This window comes from Aequorivita sp. CRS11, assembly GCF_059693805.1.
In genome coordinates, this window is record NZ_JCATIG010000003.1 from 536,942 (window position 1) to 557,901 (window position 20,960).

Below are 20,960 nucleotides of genomic sequence, written 5' to 3' on the forward strand. Positions count from 1 at the left end.
GTTTAATTGAAACGCTTTTCAATAATGTTCATAAACCTTTCCGAATATTCTTCTTTGTCAAGCCAATGGTTGTAGTCTGGCTTCACGTTACCTTTTATAAATCTTTGTGCTTCCTCAAAGCTTTCCATGGTGTTTATTTGTGAAAGGACGCGGGTGTAATCTTCAGTTTGCCCTTCAAAAAGGTGCTTTATAAATGCCAAACGGTCGTTCAGCCCAATGTTAAGGCCTTTGTTTAGGGTGTCGTTTATAGAGCGAGCACGGGATTCGGTCAATGTTTTACTGGCTTCTTTTCCTTCTACCGATTTTGGGAAAATTTGAGTATTTTTTCTTTCGAACTCCGGCATTTGCTGATAGGCCGATGCAAATTCCTCCAAATCATTTTTAGCATATTTTGTGGTGGGTTTTTCCTGTATTTCGACAGTTTTAGTTTCGGGGTTTTTTGGAAGCATTTCATCCAAAAGTTCATCAATGCGCTCACTTTCTTCAGGCATTTGTGCTACAATGTCCTTTATCTTTTCCATCAAAGGTTCAATAAGGTCTTCTTTGTGCGCGGGCTGTGGAACAGGCTCGGGCTCCTTAAACCAATTTTGCTCACGGAAACTCTTGGAGTCTAAAGAGGTTGGGAGGGGCGGATGTGCAGCGTCTTCAATTTGATTTTCGAGATATTCAAGTACCGAGAGCTTTTCATACAGCTCACCCACCAATTGCTTAACAGAGGCGGCTTTAAAGGTTTTTTCTTCTTCAATTATCTGTTGTGCTAGCGCTGTTACCTGCTCACGGAGTTTCTTCTTCATATCTTTTTAAATTAACCTGAATTTCTATTTTGTTTTTATAAATTTACGCATCCTTTATGTAAACGTCAACTATTTTTGTTTTCTTGTTTAAATCTGCCGTTTTGTAATGGTTTTCAAGCAATCTTCAAGTTGGACAAATCGTTTGGAAATTTAATTAGTACCCAATGTTTCGCGTAAAATTAAACTATGTTTCTTGAAAATACCGTAAATCAGAAAGAACAATTTGGCTGGATTGAGGTAATCTGCGGATCTATGTTTTCAGGAAAGACCGAAGAGCTAATCCGGAGGTTGAAACGCGCCCAGTTTGCCCGTCAAAAAGTCGAAATTTTTACACCGTCCATAGACACACGCTATGCCGAGGATGCCGTGACCAGCCACGATAGCAACCAGATTCGATCCACACCCGTGCCTGCTGCAGCCAATATTCCAATTCTGGCAGATAACTGCGATGTGGTTGGCATAGATGAGGCCCAATTTTTTGATGACGAAATAGTAAAAGTATGTAACGACCTTGCCAATCGCGGCGTTCGTGTGATCGTTGCAGGGCTGGATATGGACTACAAGGGAAATCCCTTTGGGCCCATGCCCGCCTTAATGGCCACGGCCGAATATGTTACCAAGGTTCATGCGGTATGTACCCGCACGGGGAATCTTGCCAATTATAGTTACCGCAAGGCGAAAAGCCAGGACCTTGTATTACTTGGTGAAACCGAAGAATACGAACCCCTGAGCCGTGCGGCATTTTACAAGGCGCAACTTCGGGACAAAGTAGTAAAACTGGAAGTGAAGGATGCCGAAGACCTGAGTGAGCAGAAAGCTCCTGAAAAACCTGGAAAACAAGCCTAATATGCCCAAAGCCACCGAAACTCTATTGGAGATTGATTTAAACGCGCTCGAGAATAATTATAAATACCTTATCTCAAAATTAAAGCCCGAAACCAAAGTTTTGGCAGTTGTAAAAGCCTTTGGCTACGGTAGCGATTCAGTGGTTATTGCTAAAGAGCTTGTGGAATTGGGCGTTGATTATTTCGCTGTTGCATACGCAAATGAGGGCGAAACCCTTAGAAATGCAAAAATTGAAACACCTATTTTGGTGCTCCATCCACTTCCCGTTAATTTTGAAGTAATCGTGGATCGTTGTTTGGAACCCAGTATTTATTCCCGAAAAATGCTGGAGGAATTTATCGCTTTCGCAGAAGAAAAGAAGCAGATCAATTATCCAGTTCACTTGAAATTCAACACGGGCTTGAACCGTTTAGGATTTGTAGCGAGCGATGTGGATTATATTGCAGAAACACTTTTAAAAACAAACAGTGTAAAGGTGAAATCGGCCTTTTCGCATCTAGCGGCGAGTGAGGACTTGAAACTGAAGGATTTTACAATGGGACAGATTGAAAGTTTCCGAAAAATTTCGGAAGAACTTTCAGAAAAATTGGAGTATAAACCCTTATTGCACTGCGCTAACACTTCGGGAATACTCAACTATCCCGAAGCACATTTTGACATGGTGCGCACGGGAATTGGTCTTTACGGCTTCGGAAATGACAAAGAAGAAAACAAATATTTAAAACCCGTTGGTACTTTAAAAACCGTTATTTCACAAATACATACTGTACAAAAAAGTGAAAGTGTGGGATATAATCGTGGTTTTATTGCGGAAGAAATTACACGTTCCGCAACCCTTCCAATTGGCCACGCAGACGGAATTCCACGTTCTTATGGAAAAGGCAAAGGCTGGGTAACTATACATGGCAAAAAAGCGTCCATTCTGGGCAATGTTTGTATGGATATGGTAATGGTAGATGTAACCAATATTGATTGCGAAGAAGGGGATGAGGCAATTGTGTTTGGCCCTTCCACATCTGCTGAGGAGTTATCGGCAGCGATAAACTCTATTTCTTATGAATTAATAACCGCAGTTTCGCAAAGAGTGAAACGCGTTGTTTGTAGGAATTAATTCCTTTTGGGAAATTATTTTAGAAAATGAATTCTTTTTAAGTAAATTAGTGGCTATTAACTTCTAAAACCAATCAACATGTTAAAAGAATTTAGGGATTTTATTATGACCGGCAATGTGGTAGACCTTGCCGTAGCCGTTCTACTTGCCGCTGCTGTAGGCACCGTTGTTTCAAGTTTTACCAATGATGTCATGATGCCGATAGTGGGTAATTTTACTGGAGGTGTTGACTTTGCCGATTTAAAAGTAGTGCTTTCAGAGGCTGTGGTTGCTCCAGACGGAGAGGTTACCAAGCCGGAGAATGCCATTATGTACGGAAAATGGATAAACTCTATCATCAATTTAATTATTGTTGGTTTTGTATTGTTCTTGATAGTGAAGGCATACGGAAAAGTGCGTAAGAAAAAAGAAGAAGCCCCTGCGCCGGACCCAGGACCATCAGAAAAGGATTTATTGATGGAAATTCGTGACGAACTGAGAAAAAAATAATTTACAGTCACCGCTGCATTACATATTCTAACCTTAAACCCTCTCCAAAATGGAGAGGGTTCTTTTTTGCTTTTTATTCTGAAAAAATAAATATGGATAAACTACTTTTGCCTAAAATTTAAAATAATGAAATTAGCTTTGGTAGGTGCCACCGGGATGGTTGGCGAGGTAATGTTGAAAGTATTGCAGGAGCGTAACTTTTCTATTGACGAATTGCTCTTGGTGGCTTCAGAAAGATCTGTGGGAAAAGAAATTTCCTTTAAAGGAAAAAACCACAAAGTGATTGGTCTAGAGCAGGCTGTTGCTGCAGCCCCAGACATTGCAATTTTTTCTGCAGGTGGAAGCACATCATTAGAATGGGCCCCAAAGTTTGCTGAGGTGGGCACTACTGTAATAGATAACTCTTCGGCTTGGAGAATGGAGCCCGGAAAGAAGTTAATTGTTCCCGAAATCAACGCCCATCTATTGACCAAAGAAGATAAAATAATAGCCAACCCCAATTGCTCTACCATACAATTGGTAATGGCTTTGGCGCCCCTTCACAAAAAATACAATATGAAAAGAGTGGTGGTTTCTACCTACCAATCCGTTTCAGGAACCGGTTTAAAGGCTGTACAACAAATGGAGAACGAAATGGTGGGAATAAAGGGAGAAATGGCATACCCGTATCCTATCCATAAAAATGCATTGCCCCATTGTGATGTTTTTGAGGAAAACGGTTATACAAAAGAAGAGATGAAACTGGCCCGTGAGCCACAAAAAATATTGGACGATCGTACTTTTTCAGTAACTGCTACTGCAGTGAGAATTCCAACAGCTGGCGGGCACAGTGAGGCTGTAAACGTACAATTTGAAAATGATTTTGAATTGGGGGATATCCGTAGAATTCTGCATGAAACTCCAGGTATCATCGTTCAGGACAACCCAGATACAAATACATACCCGATGCCAATGTACGCTCACGATAAAGACGATGTATTTGTTGGAAGAATTCGTCGGGATGAAACACAACCCAATACATTAAATATGTGGATTGTAAGTGATAACCTTCGGAAAGGAGCAGCAACGAACGCCGTTCAAATTGCAGAATACTTGGTAAACAATAAGCTCGTTTAAGTATTTAAGAGAAAAACTAATAATCTTTTTAAAATTTTGTTAAAAAAACGCACTTTATATAAAGGTGCGTTTTTTATTTTTCAGTACCTTTAAAGGATTAACCCTTAAACGTAAAGCCTATGAATTCAACATTTACTAAAATCCTGAGAATCATTTTAGGCTTAGGATTACTATTTTTTGGACTGAGTAAATTGATAAATCTTCACATTATGCCTACCCATATTTATACGGGAGATGCGGCAATTTTTATCGATTCGCTTAGCAGCACAGGCTACATTCTAAAAGTCATTGGAATTTTGGAAATCTTTATCGGTTTGCTTTTGCTTATTAACAAGTGGGTTTCGTTTGCATTGCTTTTGTTGGCCCCCATTACGGTTAATATCTTATTATTTCATTTATTTTTGGATACACCAGGTCTTCTTGTGGCCTTGGTGATAACTATATTGAATGTTATTTTGATTTATAAGCATTGGAAAGTTTATAAACCCTTATTTCATTAACTCCAACTGTATGCAGTATTTAAGGGCTTCTTTGCGGAAGCCTTTTTACATATTGTAATATTTCCTTTTAAGTAAAAACATTACATTTACATTTCCAAAAAATCAATAATATGAAATTTACAATTGTTCCAGCAATCCTTGTACTTGCCTTTGTGGGCTGTAAGGAAGAACCAAAAAAAGAAGTTATTTCCGTGACCTATCCGCAAACAAAAAAAGTTGATACTGTAGATACCTACTTTGGTGTTGAAGTAAAAGATCCATACCGATGGTTGGAAGATGACCGCAGTGAAGAAACCGCCGTCTGGGTTAAGGCTGAAAACGAAGTAACCTTCGGGTATTTAGAAAAAATACCTTTCCGGGAAGAATTGAAACAACGGCTTTCCGATCTATGGAACTACGAAAAAGTTGGCCCCCCATTTAAGGAAGGCGATTATACCTATTTCTACAAAAACGATGGTTTGCAGAACCAGTATGTACTATATCGATACAAAACAGGTGAAGACCCAAGTACTGCTGAAGTATTTTTGGACCCCAATACTTTTAAGGAAGACGGGACCATTTCTTTGGGCGAGACAAGTTTCAGCAAAGATGGCAGCAAGCTGGCCTATAGTATTTCTGAAGGCGGGAGTGACTGGCGTAAAGTTCTTGTAATGAATACTGAAACGAAGGAATTGGTTGGAGATACATTAAAAGACATTAAATTCAGCGGACTTTCATGGAAGGGTGAAGACGGTTTTTACTATTCCAGTTATGATAAACCAAAGGGCAGTGAGCTTTCAGCTAAAACTGATCAGCACAAAGTGTACTACCACAAAATGGGAACCCCGCAAAGTGAGGACAAGGTGATTTTTGGAGCTACCTCAGAAGAAAAGCACCGCTATATAAATGCGAGTGTAACAGAAGATAATAATTATTTGGTAGTAAGGGCGAGTACTTCAACTTCTGGAAATAAACTGTTTATAAAGGATTTGACAAAACCTGGAGCTGCGTTTGTAACTATTTTGGACGATACGGATTCTGACACCTCCATTTTGGAAAACGTTGGTTCAAAATTATACATTGTTACAAATAGAAATGCACCAAACAAAAAAGTAGTTACCGTAGATGCCAGCAATCCAACTCCTGATAATTGGGTGGATTTTATTCCTGAAACTGAAAATGTACTTTCACCTAGCACCGGAGGCGGAAATATTTTTGCAAACTATATGGTTGACGCTGTTTCAAAAGTAATGCAGTATGATTATGACGGAAAATTGATTCGCGAAGTGAAACTTCCGGGCGTTGGTTCGGCGGGTGGTTTTGGAACAAAAAAGGAAGAAAAGGAATTGTACTATTCCTTCACAAATTATGTTACTCCCGGCAGCATTTATAAATATGATATTGCAAGCGGCAATTCAGAATTATTCATAAAGCCTGAAATAGACTTCAACCCAGAAAACTTCGAAAGCCATCAGGTTTTCTATACCTCAAAGGATGGGACCAAAATACCAATGATAATTACCCACAAAAAAGGCTTGAAAATGGACGGAAAAAACCCAACAATCCTTTACGGTTACGGTGGGTTTAATATTAGTTTAACACCAGGCTTTAGTATTGCAAACGCCGTATGGATGGAGCAAGGTGGTGTTTATGCTGTACCAAACCTTCGCGGTGGCGGTGAGTATGGCAAAAAATGGCACGATGCGGGTACGCAGATGAAAAAGCAAAACGTATTTGATGATTTTATAGCTGCTGCTGAATATTTAATTAAAAACAACTATACTTCCAGCGATTATCTCGCTGTTCGCGGAGGTTCAAACGGAGGGTTGCTTGTAGGCGCAACAATGACGCAGCGTCCAGATTTAATGAAAGTAGCACTTCCGGCAGTTGGGGTTTTGGATATGCTTCGTTACCATACTTTTACTGCGGGAGCAGGTTGGGCGTATGATTACGGTACAGCCGAAGACAGCAAAGAAATGTTTGAGTATTTAAAAGGCTATTCGCCATTGCACAATGTAAAAGAAGGGGTGGAATATCCAGCAACTTTAATCACTACCGGCGATCACGATGATAGGGTAGTACCCGCGCATAGCTTTAAATTTGCTGCTGAACTTCAGTCAAAGCAAGCGGGGAATAATCCTGTTTTAATTAGAATTGAAACCGATGCCGGTCACGGAGCGGGAACACCTGTGAGCAAAACCATTGAGCAGTATGCAGATATTTTTGGATTTACCCTATTCAATATGGGTTATGAAGATTTGCCGGAAAATATCAATAAAGAAATAAAACAATAATTGAAAAAGCCCCTCAATCTGAGGGGCTTTTTTTAATCCAACTTTTCAGTTAATTTTTTAAATGTTTTTTTCGGGTCTTTATTTTCATAAAGCACTTCATACACTGCATTTATTATGGGGGTCTTGGCTTTTTTCTTGCCTTTTTGCTGGTTTAAATTGTAAGCGCTTTTAGTAGCGTAATAGCCTTCAGCAATCATACTCATTTCAAGCTGGGCACTTTTCACGGTATAGCCTTTTCCAATCATTGTTCCAAACAAGCGGTTTCGACTGAACACAGAATAACCCGTAACCAATAAATCTCCCAAATAAGCTGAATCGTTTATGTCACGTTTCATTTTGTGAACCTTTTTCACGTATTTTTTCATCTCGCGGATGGCATTGCTCATCAATACGCTTTGAAAGTTGTCGCCATACCCAAGTCCGTGTGCAATCCCTGCAGCCACGGCGTAAATATTTTTGAGCATTGCCGCGTATTCTATCCCCAAAACATCATCGCTGGTTGTGCATTTAATGTAATCACTGCTTAAAACGTTTGCAACAAGTTTTGCTTTTTCATCATCGGCACTAGCTATGGTGAGGTATGAGAGTCTTTCCAACGCAACTTCTTCCGCGTGGCATGGACCAGAGATGACCCCAATATTGTTAAAAGGAACTTTGTAATGTGTGTTAAAATGGTCCCCGACGATAAGGCTAGTTTCGGGAACAATGCCTTTAATGGCTGAAAAAACTATTTTGTCTTCCAAAGAAACTGTCAGTTTTTCAAGCTCCCTTTCAAGGAAAGCGGATGGTATTACAAAAATGAGACAATCTGCACAGCTAATGGTTTCATTAATATCGTTACTTAGTTTAAGTTGCTTCAAATTAAATTCTACCGAACTTAAATAATTAGGGTTGTGGCCGTGCTTTTTAAGATGTTCCAAAGCGTAATTGCTTCGCATATACCAACACACTTCCTCTAGGTTTTCACAGAGCATTTTTACAATGGCCGTAGCCCAGCTTCCACCGCCAAAGACTGCAAATTTTGGTTTTTCTTGCATTTATTAAAATTATGAATTCAAAAGTAAACAATTCTTATTTTATCAAAACATTTAACAGTAGCTTAAGATTGTGCATACAATCTTTTACTGCCTGTTTGCGTTACTGACATTGATTATTGAAATTTAGGTAGTTTCAATGATTTTGGTTGGTTATTTAGTTGAAGCCGCTCCCCAAGTGTTAATTTGGTGGGGCGGTTTTTCATTTATAAAAATTCATCTCGTCCAGATACTTCCAAACCTCAGCAGAAAGCATCGGGCGAATGTTTTTACCGTATTTTATACTTTTTCTAATAAATGTTGAAGAAAGCTCAATAATTGGGGCGTCAACTTTCTTTATCTTTTCATGATTGACAAATTGTGTTCCCACGATTCCTTCGGAAATTCTTGGGTAAACGTAGATGGAATAGCGTTCTAAAATCACTTCATAATTTTTCCACTTGTGGAGGCTCTTCAGGTTGTCTTCTCCCATAATCAAACAGAAGTTATTTTTTGGATACTTTTCCTCCAAATGTGCCAAAGTATTCACCGTATAATTGGGTTGCGGCAGATCAAACTCCACATTGCTGGCCTGTAGCTTCGGATACTCTTCCACGGCAATCCGTACCATTGCCAAACGGTGGTGGTCTTCCAAAAGCGTTTTTTTCTTTTTATGTGGATTGTGTGGTGTAACCACAAACCAAACTTCATCCAAATCGCTGAACTCCACCATGTGGTTGGCAATAATCAAATGCCCCACGTGAATGGGGTTGAACGTGCCGAAATAAAGTCCAATTTTTTTTGCCATTTTTTTCTGTACAGACGCACGGCCGTGCGTCTGTACGGGATTATTTTTATGATTTTATAAAATTTTCTACCAAATCATGCGCTTCCTTTAAAGCGGTTTCCAAATCGTGGTTTTTAATGATTTTGTCGAATTGCGGCGCAGTCGCCAATTCCACCGACGCTTTTGCAATGCGCATATTGATGCGTTCTTCACTTTCGGTCTTGCGTTTTTTAAGCCGGATTTTCAGCTCGTCGATGCTGGGTGGTTTTACGAAAACCGCCAGTGTTTTTTCGGGATATTTCTTTTTAATTCGGAGTCCACCAACAACGTCAATGTCAAAAATCACGTTTTTTCCGTGGCCCCAAATACGTTCCACTTCACTTTTCAGCGTCCCGTAAAAATTGTCGCGGTACACTTCTTCCCACTCTAAAAAATCACCATTTTTAATGTGTCGCTTAAAATCTTTCAACGAGATGAAATAATAATTCTCGCCGTGCTTTTCATCGCCACGGGGCTCGCGACTTGTACACGAAACCGAAAATTCCAAGTTGAGGTCTTTCTGTTTCAACAAATGTTGTACGATGGTGGTTTTTCCACTGCCGGAAGGGGCCGAAAAAACGATTAATTTTCCTCCTTCCATCTATAAAACGTTTAGCGCTTGTTCCTTAATTTTTTCAAGCTCGTCCTTCATTTGCACAACTACTTGCTGCATTGGAGCATAGTTTGCCTTGCTGCCAATAGTGTTGATTTCACGACCAATTTCCTGTGTAATGAAACCCAATTTTTTTCCGTTGGAATCGTGCGATTTTAAGGATTCCTCAAAATACTCCAAATGGTTTTTAAGGCGAACTTTTTCCTCAGTGATGTCGTATTTTTCAAGGTAATAGATCAATTCCTGCTCAAAGCGGTTTTCGTCCACTTTTTCCTTTAAATCCGCAACCGCCTTGCGCAATCTTTCCTTTACGCCGTCAATTCTTTCGGGATCCAAAGCAATCACTTCTTCCAACAATTTTGAAATAGTTTTGGAACGTTCCAAAAAGTCGTTTTCCAAAACCAAACCTTCATCGGTTCTGTACTCGTTTATGGCTTCCAGCGCTTTGTCAATTCCTTTTAAAATAGCTTTATATTCCTTCTCGTCAATTTCCTCGCGTTCGGTTTTCAAGGCATCGGGCATGCGCACTGCCATTTTTAAAAGCTCTACGGGGTCGCCGTTTACCACGTTTGCCAATTGCTTTATATATTGTTTTACAACGCCTTCATTCAGCTGTGTGGTTACCTCCTCGCCCGTTACTTCAATATAAAGTGAAAAGTCCACTTTTCCGCGTTGTAATGATTTTGCGAGCAGATCGCGGATTTCAAGCTCCTTTTCCCGGTATGCCGAAGGCACGCGCGTATTGAGGTCGAGACCTTTGCTGTTTAAAGATTTGATTTCGATGGTAATGGTTTTGGAAGGCAACTGAACAACTTCTTTGCCGTAGCCCGTCATGGATTGAATCATATTCCAGTTTTAATGAAGGGCAAAGGTAATAAAAAGTCCCCACCCCGACCCTCCCCAATGGGGAGGGAGTTATTTCGAGTTTAAAAATTCAAATGTTCGCGTTTCACTATAATACAATTTATTGGTTTGGTGAAAACCCACGTGTCCGCCGTATTTTGGCGTTTCGAGGAAAAGGTTTTTCATTTTTGAAGCCAAATCTGTTGGGTAGCATTCCGAGGAAAGAAAGCTGTCGTTTTCAGCATTTAAAACAAAGACTGGAATTTTAATTTTCGGAAGAAATTGCAAGCTGCTGTTTTTTTCGTAATAATCAAACGCATCCTTAAAACCGTGTGCCGGCGCGGTGTAAACATTATCGAATTCAAGAAGCGAAGTAATTTTTTTATAATCGGAAGCTGTCATTTTTTCGGGAAAATCTTTCATTTTCGCTTTGTACTTTTTCCGAAGATTTATCAAAAAGGAGTTACGGTAAACCCAATTTGAAAATTCATTCAAAGATTCCAAAGAACCTTTTAAACTCAAGGGCGTGGAAATTGCAACTGCTTTTTTTATTTCCTTCGGAAATGATTCGCGCTCGCCCAAATATTTCAAAAGCAGATTTCCACCAAGGCTGAAACCTACGGGTGCTATTTCACTGTATTTGTTCTTTTTCAGAATAAAATTGATTACCGCTTCCAGATCGTCCGTTTTCCCTGCGTTGTAGGATTGATAGGAAAGATTTGCCTCGCCACTGCAACCGCGAAAATTCACCGCAGCAACATCCCAACCGTTCTGGTTCAGGATTTTGGCTTGGCCTTTCATATACGTGCGTTGGGCGTTGCCTTCCAATCCGTGGAGTAGGATTGCAACCTTGGGGGGAGCTTTTTTGGAGAAGGACCAATCGATATCCACAAAATCGCCGTCCGGCAATTGCAAACGTTCCCGTTGTTGGATTAAACCGGGCGACGGCCGGAGCTTTGCGGAATAAATCGTGGAGAAGTGTCCGTTTTTAAAAGGAAAGCTTGGTATATAATTGCTTTTAATCAGCGGCATTTTTATGAAAAAGTTTTAACAGAAACTAAACATATTTACTATGCTTGCATAACAAAAGTAGCTTAAATTTGTATAAAAATTTGAAGATGTACACAAAACAATTTGAAATACGCTGGAGCGATGTGGATGCCAACCGCCACCTGCGCAACAGTGCCTATATAGACTACATGAGCCACACGCGAATGAGTTTTATGCTGGAGAGAGGCATGGACCAGCAGCATTTGGCGGAATACAACTTGGGCCCCGTGGCATTTTATGAGCATATGTATTATTTCCGTGAGTTTTTTCCCGGACAGCCCGTTACTGTTTCATTGCAGTTGAAAGGCCTTTCGGAGGATGGGATGTATTTTGAATTCCTGCACAATTTTTATGATGAAAAGGGTAAAAACTATGCCCGTTGCGAAATGATGGGGGCGTGGATTGATCTGACGGAAAGAAAACTGGTAGGTCTTCCGAAGAAATTTTACGAAATATTCAATGCGTTGGAAAAGACAGACGATTTCAGAATTCTCACCAAAGAAAACACCCGAAAGTACAGTCAGCGGCCAAAGGATCTTTAGTCCGTACTTTTACGGACGCGCTTTATAGTGGAAAGATAAACGCCCAAAAAGATTAATGCTGCCGCGCCTATTCGCAAAGCGGTTAGACTATCGGCGCCAACGATTACTGCGAAAAGTACCGCTATTACAGGTTGTAAATAAATAAAAGCGCCTATGGTGGAAGGGCTCAATTGTTTTAGGGCGTAAATATTCAAAAGATAGGTCATAACCGTGGTGCAGATAACCACAAAAGCAAGTTTCCAAATAGCTTCAAAAGGCAAGTTGGTCCAAGACACAGCCGTAAATTCTGAAATACCTATCGGCAGGTTTATTAGGAACGCAAAGAGAAATAGAAATTTCATTAAAGTAATGGAACTGTACTTTGGAACCAATGGTTTTACCAAAATCAAATAGACTGAATAGGAAGTTGCGTTTACAATAAATAAAATATTTCCCAATGGAATATTTGGCGCATTGGGTTGTTCCTTAATTCCAAAAAGGATTAAAACCAAAGCCCCGCCAAGGCCAAGAAATATACCGAGACTTTTTACCCAAGTTATCCGCTCCCGCAAGATAAATGCTGATAGAACCAAAAGCAAAACTGGTGAAAGCGTAATTATTACCGAACTGTTAATGGGCGTGGAAAGGCTCAATCCCTTAAAAAAGGCGAGCATATTCAAAACCATTCCGAAGAAAGCGCAAGCTATAAATCTTAACCAATCACGCCGCTCAATTTTTTCTGAAGGAAAGAAAAAGCTTATAATCCAAAAAACCAATGCCGCGCCAGACACTCGCAATAGTATAAAACCGAACGGCTGGATTACGTGTGGCATCAATCCTTTGGCAATGGTGTGGTTTATGCCATAGATGGTGCTGGCTGTGGTTGCAGCCAAAAGCGCAAAAATGCGTTGGTTGGTCAATTATTATGAATGGATTTTTTTGCAGCGGCAACTGTTTTGGGACTGCTGCCTATAAATATTTCGTCATTGTTGACTATTACCGGGCGTTTCAGAAAAGTGTAATGTTCTAAAATGAGCCCTTTGTAATCTTCCTCCAAAAGGTTTTCATCCTTTAAGCTTCGTTCCTGATAAAGCTTCGCCCTACGGCTGAATAGCTCCTCATAACTATCGGTAAGGTTGAACAGTTCGTCTAATTCTTCTTCGGTAATTCCCTGTACTTTTATGTCCTGTTTTATGAACGATGAGGGGATTTCTATTTCGTCCATCACACGTTTGCAGGTATCACAACTTGATAAATAATATACTTTTTGCATAGTTCAAAATTAATCAATACTGAGGAAAGGTTCGGCTTCTTTCATCGCTATTTTCAATTCAATGGGGCCATCGGCATAACTCGCAATGTCGTACTGGTTATAAACAAAAATAAGGCTGTCTTGCGTGAAACCAACACTTTCGGGAAGATAGAATGTATCATTCTCAAACCAGAAACCGTTTTCGTTAATGGATTGATCTTTTGCAATATTTTGTTCGGATCGAAACTTTTTCTCTGCGAAAGCTGTAAACTCCTTACTGTTTTTAAAAAGTTCTTTTGAAGTAAGCTCTTCCCCGGTTTTTGGGTCAATGTTCAAAAATGAAGTGGTGCCATAACCGTGGGCGCCGCCGGTAAAAAGATATTGGCGCAATTCAAAACAAAGGTGTTCTTCGGAAGAGAAAATTTCATTTACAGAGATTTCCGCAAAATACTCCCCAGCCATATCTGGAAACTGGGCTTTGTCAGCATTATAGGTTTCAATAAAATTTGTAGCAGCCTCTTCAATGCTTTTTGCCGTCGGGATGGTGTCTTCACCCATTAATAAAGAACTAAAAATAAAATTTCTAATCTTCGTATTTATTTTTTCGGAAATCTCATCATCGCCAAAAACCTCCACATAGTTTATGGTAACTTCGGGACATTTGCTGTCTTTGCATATTGCAAGCTCCCTTTCAGTAAAACTTTGCGAAGAAATCTCAATGTTCTTTTCTTGGTTACAGCCCATACTTATAAGTACAATAATTGCCGCTACCGTAATTTTATTATTCATACGTTAAAAGGAATAGATGGTTAGCTATCACAAACGAACTCTTACATTTGTAATTCAAAAGTAATAACTTTAAAATCAGCTATTGTAAAAGTTATATTAAAACATAGAATATATATGATATTGCTGATTATCAATTTAAAATTTTAGCTATCTATATGAAATTCAATACCAAAACAATACACGGCGGGCAGCACAATGTAGATCCAGCTTATGGCTCGGTAATGCCTCCTATTTATCAAACCACAACTTATTCACAAACAACTCCAGGTGGCCATAAAGGGTTTCAGTATTCGCGTACTGGCAATCCCACGCGTGCTGCCTTGGAAAGAGCTTTTGCGAGTATTGAAAACGGAGAATACGGACTTGCCTTAGGAAGTGGTCTTGCTGCAATTGATGCGGTAATGAAGCTTTTGAAACCTGGCGATGAGGTAATTTCCACGAATGATCTTTATGGTGGAACTTATCGGTTGTTTACCAAGATTTTTGAAGGGTTCGGGATAAAGTTTCACTTCATCGGAATGGAAAACGCCGATAAAATTGAAGAATATGTAAATGATAAAACAAAACTGATTTGGGTGGAAACACCAACCAACCCAATGATGAATATTATAGATATAAAAAGAGCAGTTTCCATTGCCAAAAAATACAATGTTCTTCTCGCAGTTGATAACACATTTGCAACGCCCTATTTGCAACAACCGTTGGAAATAGGCGCTGATATTGTGATGCACAGCGCAACAAAATACCTTGGCGGGCATAGTGATGTTGTTATGGGGGCATTGGTTGTAAAAGACAAAGCGCTTGCGGAAAAGCTTTACTTTATACAAAACGCCAGTGGTGCCATTTGTGGGCCACAGGATTGCTTTTTAGTTTTGCGTGGGTTGAAAACACTTCACATCCGTATGCAACGCCATTGCGAAAACGGCAAGGCCATTGCGGAATATTTGGCAAAGCACCCAAAGATTGAAAAAGTATATTGGCCGGGCTTTAAAAACCATCCAAACCATGCAATTGCAAAAGAGCAAATGAAGGATTTTGGAGGGATGCTTTCATTTGTTACAAAAGGAAACAATTACGAGGATGCTGTTAAAATTGTCGAAAACCTAAAAATCTTCACCTTGGCAGAAAGCTTGGGCGGTGTGGAAAGCCTTGCAGGCCATCCCGCCAGTATGACGCATGCCAGCATTCCAAAAGAGGAACGTGAAAAAACGGGGATTGTTGATTCATTGATTCGTCTATCTGTAGGTATAGAAGATGTAGATGATTTAATTGCAGATTTGAAGCAAGCAATAGGGTAATCTTTATTTTAAAAACAAATTGGGGCTGATTATATAATCCGCCCCAATTAAATATTATAAAATTTGTAAGTTAATTTATGTAATAAATATATCCAATGTTTAACCAATAAATCCATTCATTGGCTTTGTTTTCGGGAACTGGCGTAGTTCCATTATTTTCAAAAGTTGGGTTAAGACCGTCTACCCAGTCAGAGAAGTAATAGTGCCAGCGGCTGTCAAGCATTAAATCACTTAAATCGTTCAATTTATATCTAATCCCTACACTTCCCACAACAGCCCAAGTGGAAGCAGGATCCTGCTGGAAGGCATTAAAGTATTTATCGGGGGTTGATATTGGACTGTTTAGCGGTCCAAAAGTAGAAGAAACTTCTGGGTCAAAATTCACCCAATGAACACCAAAACTGATAAAAGGTGCAATTTTATAGCCACCTGCAGCAAAATCTCGGATGCTTAACGGGAAGTATTCAAGTTGAGAGCCTACTTCAAAAACAGAAACAGAACCACTCATGGCCCTTAATTGATCTGCAAAAAGCGAAGTCTGGTCTGGTTCTACCCAACGGCCAAAGTGCTCCAAGTTAGTTTTGTGGTAATCAATCTCTGTACGTATTTTAAAGTGGTCGTTAAAATACTTATCGCGTGTATAGCAGTTACAATCTGCGCGGTATGAAAAGTTAATGTAATGAATAAGACCAATTCCAAACCCTGTGTTTTTAGCATTGGTTTCAAAATCGTTTCGCTGTCCAAAATCTGAATAAAAAACGACCGGCCCTGTAATTAAACCCACCTCGTGAGAAAAGCCAAACTGACTGTAAACTTCCTGCCTTGCAAAAGCCAACAAGAAAAATACCAATAACAAAAATCTGGTATTCATTATAAATATGGGTTTAGATTGAGACACAACAAATATATAAAAACATATTTAACAGTGAAATTTAATAAAGCTATTTAGCTAATTTGTAAAAAATTGGCGCACAGTTTTTATCATAACGCTTATATTTGCTCCTTCCTTATGTAAATGGTTTTTTTAATGCATCTTTTTATTCAATATCTTAATTTAGATATTCGGCAAAATGCATTGTATCAAACAATTGTCAAGGAAATTCGCTAAAAGTAAAATAAAATTTTAACCAATGAAGCAAAGTATAAAAGATTTCATTTCTGAAGTTGAAAAACTCAATCCCAATGAACCTGAATTTCTTCAGGCAGTAACCGAGGTTGCTGAAACCGTAATTCCATTTATAGAAGAAAATGAAAAATATGCCAACAAAAAATTGTTGGAACGCATGGTCGAGCCAGAGCGCACCATTCTATTTAGAGTGCCTTGGACTGATGACAAAGGTGAAATTCACGTAAACAAAGGCTATAGAATTGAATTCAATTCAGCCATTGGCCCATACAAAGGAGGGCTGCGCTTTCACCCTTCGGTAAACTTAAGTATTCTTAAGTTTTTAGGCTTTGAACAAACCTTTAAAAACAGCTTGACCACCTTGCCAATGGGCGGTGGAAAAGGAGGTTCCAATTTTGACCCAAAAGGTAAAAGCGATGCTGAAATCATGCGTTTTTGCCAAAGTTTTATGACAGAGCTTTTCCGTCATATTGGCCCAGACACTGATGTTCCCGCGGGAGACATAGGTGTGGGCGGACGTGAAATTGGCTATATGTATGGGCAGTATAAACGCATTAGAAATGAATTTACCGGAGTACTTACAGGCAAGGGACGCTCTTATGGCGGATCGCTTATACGCCCTGAAGCAACCGGTTACGGAAATGTATATTTTGCAAAAAACATGCTTGCAACCAAAGGGGAAAGCTTTAAAGGAAAGACAGTAGTTGTTTCCGGTTCTGGAAACGTTGCGCAGTATGCTGCCGAAAAGGCAATCCAGTTTGGTGGAAAAGTAGTTACATTCTCAGATTCTGCCGGATATATTTATGACGCCGAAGGTATTGATGAAGAAAAACTTGCTTTCGTAATGGAACTGAAAAACGAAAAGCGCGGCCGAATTTCAGAATACACAAAAAAATATACCGGCGCAAAATATGTTGAAGGAAAACGCCCATGGGAAGTGAAATGTGATATCGCACTGCCTTGCGCAACCCAAAACGAATTAAATGGCGAAGAGGCTAAAATGCTTTTGGACAACGGTTGTATCTGTGTGGGAGAAGGCGCCAATATGCCTTGTACCCCAGAAGCGATTGAAGCGTTCCAAAAAGCGAAGATCCTGTTTTCACCAGGAAAAGCATCAAATGCAGGTGGTGTTGCAACTTCAGGTTTGGAAATGTCGCAAAACTCATTGCGTTTAAGCTGGACCGCCGCTGAGGTGGACGAAAAACTACACGGCATCATGAACGATATACACGCAGCTTGCGTTGAGTACGGAAAAGATGGCGATGGGTATGTAGATTACGTGAAGGGTGCAAACGTTGCCGGCTTTGTAAAAGTAGCCGATGCCATGCTGGCCCAAGGCGTGGTTTAATACTTCATATCTTAAAATAAAGGAATAGCCTTTCCGAAAAGTCTTTTTTCAAAAAAAGATTTGGAAAGGCTTTTTCATTCCCATCTCGCAATAAATAGTATTTTAGCGTGTTAATATTCAAAACAGAATTTCTATGAAGCAGTGGGCAATTGCTTTACTATTTATATTTCCCTTTCTGGCAAGCGCCCAGAATTTCGAAGACCGCTGGACGGGATACTTCTCCTATGTTTCGGTGAAAGATATTTCCCAAGGCGACAACAAGATTTATGTAGGCGCTGAAAATGCCGTTTTTACCTATGATCTTTCCACACAAGAAATAAAAACCCTTTCCACTGTTAATGGCCTTTCTGGAAACGCTATAACCACCCTACACTATAGTGAGGCATTTGATTTATTGGTTATTGGGTATGCAAACGGATTGATAGAGATTGTAAAAGAAGGCGAGGAAAACGTTTTAAAAGTGGTAGATATTTTAGAAAAGCAAACCATTCCACCTGATAGAAAACGTATCAACAATTTTACGGAATTCAACGAAAACCTTTATATAGCAACCCAATACGGAATATCGGTTTATAACTTGTCGAGGCTTGAATTTGGCGACACCTATTTTATAGGTGATGGGGGTGCCCAGATAGATATTGTACAAACTATTGTACAGGAACCTTACATTTTTGCCGCAAGTTCAACCAGTGGCATGCGCAGGGCTTTTGTAGCAGATGATAATTTGATTGATTATCAAAACTGGACCACTATAATGGGTGGTGGTTTTAGAGCTGCGGAAAAATTAGGTAATGAGCTGTATGCCTCAAACCGATCCAACACTATTTTGCGTTTCACGCCTGATGGGACTACCGTAGCTGTAGAGAATTTCAATTCTGAAGTGCAAAAATTCAGGCTCGCAGATAATCTGTTAACTATTATAACCAAAACTTCCAGTCAGGCATATTCCGAAGGGTTTGTACAGGAAGCTTCAGTAAGTACGGTGCTGGGATTTGACCTCGATTTGCTTTCGGGTTATGGTTTTGGCAATAATTTTTATTTGGGGACTAATGAGGACGGCATGCTAATAGTTCCTTTTGGCAGCATGCAGGCTACCCAAGTGCTTCCCAATGGTCCAATAAGAAATAGCCCATATTCCATCGATGCTTCCCCGGGACAATTATGGGTGAGTTTTGGAGAGGTTGATAGAGATTATAATCCATATCCGTTATCACGTTTCGGAATAAGTCAGTTAAAGGATACCATCTGGACAAATATCTCTTATGAAGAGCTCAGTTTAGCAGTAAATGCGGAACCTACAGACTTGGTAAACGTAACCATCAATCCAGATGCGCCCAATGAGGTATATATGAGCGCGAACCAAAAAGGGCTTTTAAAAATAGTAGATGGTGTTCCCACAATTCTTTATGATGAAACCAATAGCCCGTTGGAAAGAATAAATATAGGAGGCGCTGATGCTGGTATCCGAATTTACGGCTCCCAGTTTGATAGTCAAGGGAATCTCTGGATTGTACAAAGCAAAACTGACGAAGGCCTTATTAAATTAACTCCCGGAGGCCAATTTCAAAAAACTGATATTTCAGGAATAATTAATGCCCCTGGAGAGGTAGCGTTAACAGAACTAGCTTTAAGCCGAGAAAACTATGCCTTCTTTGGAACATATGGAAGCGGCTTAATAGGATACAACCCAACAACGAACAGATTGAATAGAATTGATAAAGGTGCGGGATTGGGCAACTTACCCTCAACTACGGTCCGCGCTGTTGCATTCGATAGCCAAAACAGGTTGTGGATAGGAACCGTAAAGGGTTTGCGAATAATTTATAGTCCCGGAAGTTTTTTTGAAGAGGGAACAACTCCAGAATCACAATCCATTATTATAGTGGAAGATGGGGTACCGCAGGAACTTTTATACGAACAGACAATAGCCGATATTGAAGTGGATGGTTCCAACAATAAATGGATTGCCACAACCTCGTCTGGGGTTTTCTATTTATCTCCCAATGGACAGGAAACGCTGCTTCGCTTCACCAAAGATAACTCCCCATTGCCTACAAACAATGTGCAGGATATAGCAATAGATCCATTTACGGGCGTGGTTTATTTTGCAACCACACAAGGGCTTGTAGCCTATAGGGGAACCTCAACCGCACCAAGTGACAATTTGGAAAATGTGCATGCTTTTCCCAACCCCGTTCGTCCAGGTTTTAGCGGAAACGTTACCATTGATGGACTTACGGCCCAAGCCAATGTTAAGATTACAGACATTACCGGAAGCCTTGTTTTTGAGGAAACTTCAGAAGGAGGAAGCGTACTTTGGGACACTACGGCCTTTGGAAAATATAAGGTACGTTCGGGAGTATATCTTGTGCTTGTAACTACAGAGGATAATGTGGAGACCAAGGTCGCAAAAATTATGATCATCCGCTAATGGTTGTTGCCACCAAAGCTATTGTCTTTTCCGCGATTAAATATTCAGAGGCCGACTTAATTGTAAGTTGCTTTACTGAAACTTCGGGCATGAAAAGTTATTTACTTCGCAATATTCTGAAATCGAAGAAAGGGAAGCTAAAAGCATCTTTTTTTCAGCCCCTCACACAACTTGAGATTATAGCCGACCATAAAAACAAAGGGACGCTGGAATATATTAAGGAAGCCAAAGTGTACTATCCCTACCGAACCCTTCATACCGATATTGTAAAAACAGGTTTGGTTATGTTTTTGGCTGAAATGCTAAAGAACTGCATTCGCGAGGAAGAAGCCAATGAAGACCTTTTTGTTTTTTTGGAACAATCCTTCCTATGGCTTGATAAAAATGAGGAAGTTGCGAATTTCCATATTTTCTTTTTGCTACAACTGAGCTTGTATCTGGGCTTTTTCCCCGATGCTACAGCTATTAATAAAAGCTATTTCAATATAGTAGAAGGAAACTTTCAGGCTACAAGTACTTCCAATTACTGTATGGAGGGCGAAACAATAGAAAACTTCAAGCAATTTTTTGGAACAAACCTAGAAACATTTCAGAAAATAAAACTTACCAAAACACAGCGCAAAAACTTGCTGCAATTAATGCTTTCCTATTACAGCTTTCACGTGCAAGGCTACCAAAAACCAAAATCACTCGCTGTGCTCAACCAGTTGTTTTCATAAAG

Annotated in this window: 21 protein-coding genes; 11 read left to right on the forward strand and 10 right to left on the reverse strand. The window is 39.8% G+C overall.

Annotation, left to right across the window (positions count from 1 at the left end):
• Positions 1-2: 2 nt before the first annotated feature.
• Positions 3-794 (reverse strand): DUF8457 domain-containing protein, encoded by a 792-nt coding sequence (locus tag AC58DT_RS08435; RefSeq protein WP_497216427.1) that lies wholly within the window; start codon positions 792-794, stop codon positions 3-5.
• 186 nt (positions 795-980) lie between these two features.
• On the opposite strand from AC58DT_RS08435, the gene AC58DT_RS08440 reads away from it, so the two are divergent.
• The 6 genes from AC58DT_RS08440 (at position 981) to AC58DT_RS08465 (ending at position 7,129) form a co-directional block, all read left to right on the forward strand.
• Complete coding sequence (locus AC58DT_RS08440; RefSeq protein WP_497216428.1) at positions 981-1,640, forward strand: thymidine kinase; 660 nt, start codon at positions 981-983, stop codon at positions 1,638-1,640.
• A gap of 1 nt (position 1,641) precedes the next feature.
• A complete protein-coding gene (alr, locus tag AC58DT_RS08445; protein WP_497216429.1) occupies positions 1,642-2,751 on the forward strand; it encodes an alanine racemase in 1,110 nt (369 codons plus the stop codon).
• 78 nt (positions 2,752-2,829) lie between these two features.
• Entirely contained in the window at positions 2,830-3,240 is a 411-nt protein-coding gene (gene mscL / locus AC58DT_RS08450) for a large conductance mechanosensitive channel protein MscL (protein WP_497216430.1), read from the forward strand.
• Positions 3,241-3,366: 126 nt separating this feature from the next.
• Positions 3,367-4,356, forward strand: a complete 990-nt coding sequence (locus AC58DT_RS08455) for an aspartate-semialdehyde dehydrogenase (RefSeq protein ID WP_497216431.1) — start codon at positions 3,367-3,369, stop codon at positions 4,354-4,356.
• Positions 4,357-4,475: 119 nt separating this feature from the next.
• The gene (locus AC58DT_RS08460) at positions 4,476-4,856 is read left to right on the forward strand and encodes a DoxX family membrane protein (RefSeq protein ID WP_045080274.1); all 381 of its coding nucleotides are present in this window, start codon (positions 4,476-4,478) and stop codon (positions 4,854-4,856) included.
• 110 nt (positions 4,857-4,966) lie between these two features.
• Entirely contained in the window at positions 4,967-7,129 is a 2,163-nt protein-coding gene (locus AC58DT_RS08465) for a prolyl oligopeptidase family serine peptidase (protein ID WP_497216432.1), read from the forward strand.
• 32 nt (positions 7,130-7,161) lie between these two features.
• On the opposite strand, the gene AC58DT_RS08470 is transcribed toward AC58DT_RS08465, so the two are convergent.
• The 5 genes from AC58DT_RS08470 to AC58DT_RS08490 form a co-directional block, all read right to left on the reverse strand.
• Positions 7,162-8,166: an NAD(P)H-dependent glycerol-3-phosphate dehydrogenase gene (locus AC58DT_RS08470; protein ID WP_497216433.1), complete on the reverse strand. Its 1,005-nt coding sequence runs from the start codon at positions 8,164-8,166 to the stop codon at positions 7,162-7,164.
• A 199-nt stretch (positions 8,167-8,365) separates the two neighbouring features.
• A complete protein-coding gene (nadD, locus tag AC58DT_RS08475; RefSeq protein WP_497216434.1) occupies positions 8,366-8,950 on the reverse strand; it encodes a nicotinate (nicotinamide) nucleotide adenylyltransferase in 585 nt (194 codons plus the stop codon).
• 46 nt (positions 8,951-8,996) lie between these two features.
• Positions 8,997-9,569 carry a guanylate kinase gene (gene gmk, locus AC58DT_RS08480; RefSeq protein ID WP_497216435.1) on the reverse strand — a complete coding sequence of 191 codons (573 nt, stop codon included), beginning with the start codon at positions 9,567-9,569 and terminating at the stop codon, positions 8,997-8,999.
• Positions 9,570-10,427, reverse strand: a complete 858-nt coding sequence (locus AC58DT_RS08485) for a YicC/YloC family endoribonuclease (RefSeq protein WP_062620602.1) — start codon at positions 10,425-10,427, stop codon at positions 9,570-9,572.
• 69 nt (positions 10,428-10,496) lie between these two features.
• Positions 10,497-11,456, reverse strand: coding sequence for a YheT family hydrolase (locus AC58DT_RS08490; RefSeq protein ID WP_497216436.1), 960 nt, complete (start codon positions 11,454-11,456; stop codon positions 10,497-10,499).
• Positions 11,457-11,542: 86 nt separating this feature from the next.
• Here AC58DT_RS08490 and AC58DT_RS08495 point away from each other — a divergent pair, with 86 nt between their 5' ends.
• The gene (locus tag AC58DT_RS08495) at positions 11,543-12,016 is read left to right on the forward strand and encodes an acyl-CoA thioesterase (RefSeq protein WP_497216437.1); all 474 of its coding nucleotides are present in this window, start codon (positions 11,543-11,545) and stop codon (positions 12,014-12,016) included.
• Here AC58DT_RS08495 and AC58DT_RS08500 read toward each other — a convergent pair.
• Genes AC58DT_RS08500 through AC58DT_RS08510 form a run of 3 tightly spaced genes read right to left on the reverse strand, consistent with a single transcriptional unit; the run spans position 12,013 to position 14,036 of the window.
• Positions 12,013-12,915, reverse strand: coding sequence for a DMT family transporter (locus AC58DT_RS08500; protein ID WP_497216438.1), 903 nt, complete (start codon positions 12,913-12,915; stop codon positions 12,013-12,015). The genes AC58DT_RS08495 and AC58DT_RS08500 overlap by 4 nt on opposite strands.
• Positions 12,912-13,268, reverse strand: a complete 357-nt coding sequence (locus tag AC58DT_RS08505) for an arsenate reductase family protein (RefSeq protein WP_497216439.1) — start codon at positions 13,266-13,268, stop codon at positions 12,912-12,914. Before AC58DT_RS08505 ends, AC58DT_RS08500 begins: the two co-directional genes overlap by 4 nt.
• 9 nt (positions 13,269-13,277) lie before the next feature.
• Positions 13,278-14,036, reverse strand: coding sequence for a DUF3298 and DUF4163 domain-containing protein (locus AC58DT_RS08510; RefSeq protein WP_497216440.1), 759 nt, complete (start codon positions 14,034-14,036; stop codon positions 13,278-13,280).
• Between the two features lie 155 nt (positions 14,037-14,191).
• Here AC58DT_RS08510 and AC58DT_RS08515 point away from each other — a divergent pair, with 155 nt between their 5' ends.
• Complete coding sequence (locus tag AC58DT_RS08515; protein WP_497216441.1) at positions 14,192-15,334, forward strand: trans-sulfuration enzyme family protein; 1,143 nt, start codon at positions 14,192-14,194, stop codon at positions 15,332-15,334.
• Between the two features lie 70 nt (positions 15,335-15,404).
• Here the strand turns inward: AC58DT_RS08515 and AC58DT_RS08520 are convergent, their stop codons facing one another.
• Positions 15,405-16,205 (reverse strand): THC0290_0291 family protein, encoded by an 801-nt coding sequence (locus tag AC58DT_RS08520; RefSeq protein WP_497216442.1) that lies wholly within the window; start codon positions 16,203-16,205, stop codon positions 15,405-15,407.
• Positions 16,206-16,464: 259 nt separating this feature from the next.
• On the opposite strand from AC58DT_RS08520, the gene gdhA reads away from it, so the two are divergent.
• From gdhA to recO, 3 genes are all read left to right on the forward strand, one after another.
• Positions 16,465-17,808 (forward strand): NADP-specific glutamate dehydrogenase, encoded by a 1,344-nt coding sequence (gene gdhA / locus AC58DT_RS08525; RefSeq protein ID WP_062620617.1) that lies wholly within the window; start codon positions 16,465-16,467, stop codon positions 17,806-17,808.
• Positions 17,809-17,941: 133 nt separating this feature from the next.
• Entirely contained in the window at positions 17,942-20,239 is a 2,298-nt protein-coding gene (gene porZ, locus AC58DT_RS08530) for a type IX secretion system anionic LPS delivery protein PorZ (protein WP_497216443.1), read from the forward strand.
• Positions 20,239-20,958, forward strand: a complete 720-nt coding sequence (recO, locus tag AC58DT_RS08535) for a DNA repair protein RecO (RefSeq protein ID WP_497216444.1) — start codon at positions 20,239-20,241, stop codon at positions 20,956-20,958. Before porZ ends, recO begins: the two co-directional genes overlap by 1 nt.
• The last annotated feature ends 2 nt before the right edge of the window (positions 20,959-20,960 follow it).

What these genes read in the sequence shown, in the direction of transcription:
- gdhA (WP_062620617.1), top strand. Translation starts at nt 16,465, where the DNA reads ATGAAGCAAAGTATAAAAGATTTCATTTCTGAAGTTGAAAAACTCAAT.
- recO (WP_497216444.1), top strand. Translation starts at nt 20,239, where the DNA reads ATGGTTGTTGCCACCAAAGCTATTGTCTTTTCCGCGATTAAATATTCA.
- AC58DT_RS08515 (WP_497216441.1), top strand. Translation starts at nt 14,192, where the DNA reads ATGAAATTCAATACCAAAACAATACACGGCGGGCAGCACAATGTAGAT.
- AC58DT_RS08485 (WP_062620602.1), bottom strand. Translation starts at nt 10,427, where the DNA reads ATGATTCAATCCATGACGGGCTACGGCAAAGAAGTTGTTCAGTTGCCT.
- AC58DT_RS08460 (WP_045080274.1), top strand. Translation starts at nt 4,476, where the DNA reads ATGAATTCAACATTTACTAAAATCCTGAGAATCATTTTAGGCTTAGGA.
- AC58DT_RS08465 (WP_497216432.1), top strand. Translation starts at nt 4,967, where the DNA reads ATGAAATTTACAATTGTTCCAGCAATCCTTGTACTTGCCTTTGTGGGC.
- alr (WP_497216429.1), top strand. Translation starts at nt 1,642, where the DNA reads ATGCCCAAAGCCACCGAAACTCTATTGGAGATTGATTTAAACGCGCTC.
- AC58DT_RS08490 (WP_497216436.1), bottom strand. Translation starts at nt 11,456, where the DNA reads ATGCCGCTGATTAAAAGCAATTATATACCAAGCTTTCCTTTTAAAAAC.
- AC58DT_RS08470 (WP_497216433.1), bottom strand. Translation starts at nt 8,166, where the DNA reads ATGCAAGAAAAACCAAAATTTGCAGTCTTTGGCGGTGGAAGCTGGGCT.
- porZ (WP_497216443.1), top strand. Translation starts at nt 17,942, where the DNA reads ATGAAGCAGTGGGCAATTGCTTTACTATTTATATTTCCCTTTCTGGCA.
- AC58DT_RS08510 (WP_497216440.1), bottom strand. Translation starts at nt 14,036, where the DNA reads ATGAATAATAAAATTACGGTAGCGGCAATTATTGTACTTATAAGTATG.
- AC58DT_RS08505 (WP_497216439.1), bottom strand. Translation starts at nt 13,268, where the DNA reads ATGCAAAAAGTATATTATTTATCAAGTTGTGATACCTGCAAACGTGTG.
- mscL (WP_497216430.1), top strand. Translation starts at nt 2,830, where the DNA reads ATGTTAAAAGAATTTAGGGATTTTATTATGACCGGCAATGTGGTAGAC.
- AC58DT_RS08440 (WP_497216428.1), top strand. Translation starts at nt 981, where the DNA reads ATGTTTCTTGAAAATACCGTAAATCAGAAAGAACAATTTGGCTGGATT.
- AC58DT_RS08455 (WP_497216431.1), top strand. Translation starts at nt 3,367, where the DNA reads ATGAAATTAGCTTTGGTAGGTGCCACCGGGATGGTTGGCGAGGTAATG.
- nadD (WP_497216434.1), bottom strand. Translation starts at nt 8,950, where the DNA reads ATGGCAAAAAAAATTGGACTTTATTTCGGCACGTTCAACCCCATTCAC.
- AC58DT_RS08520 (WP_497216442.1), bottom strand. Translation starts at nt 16,205, where the DNA reads ATGAATACCAGATTTTTGTTATTGGTATTTTTCTTGTTGGCTTTTGCA.
- gmk (WP_497216435.1), bottom strand. Translation starts at nt 9,569, where the DNA reads ATGGAAGGAGGAAAATTAATCGTTTTTTCGGCCCCTTCCGGCAGTGGA.
- AC58DT_RS08495 (WP_497216437.1), top strand. Translation starts at nt 11,543, where the DNA reads ATGTACACAAAACAATTTGAAATACGCTGGAGCGATGTGGATGCCAAC.
- AC58DT_RS08435 (WP_497216427.1), bottom strand. Translation starts at nt 794, where the DNA reads ATGAAGAAGAAACTCCGTGAGCAGGTAACAGCGCTAGCACAACAGATA.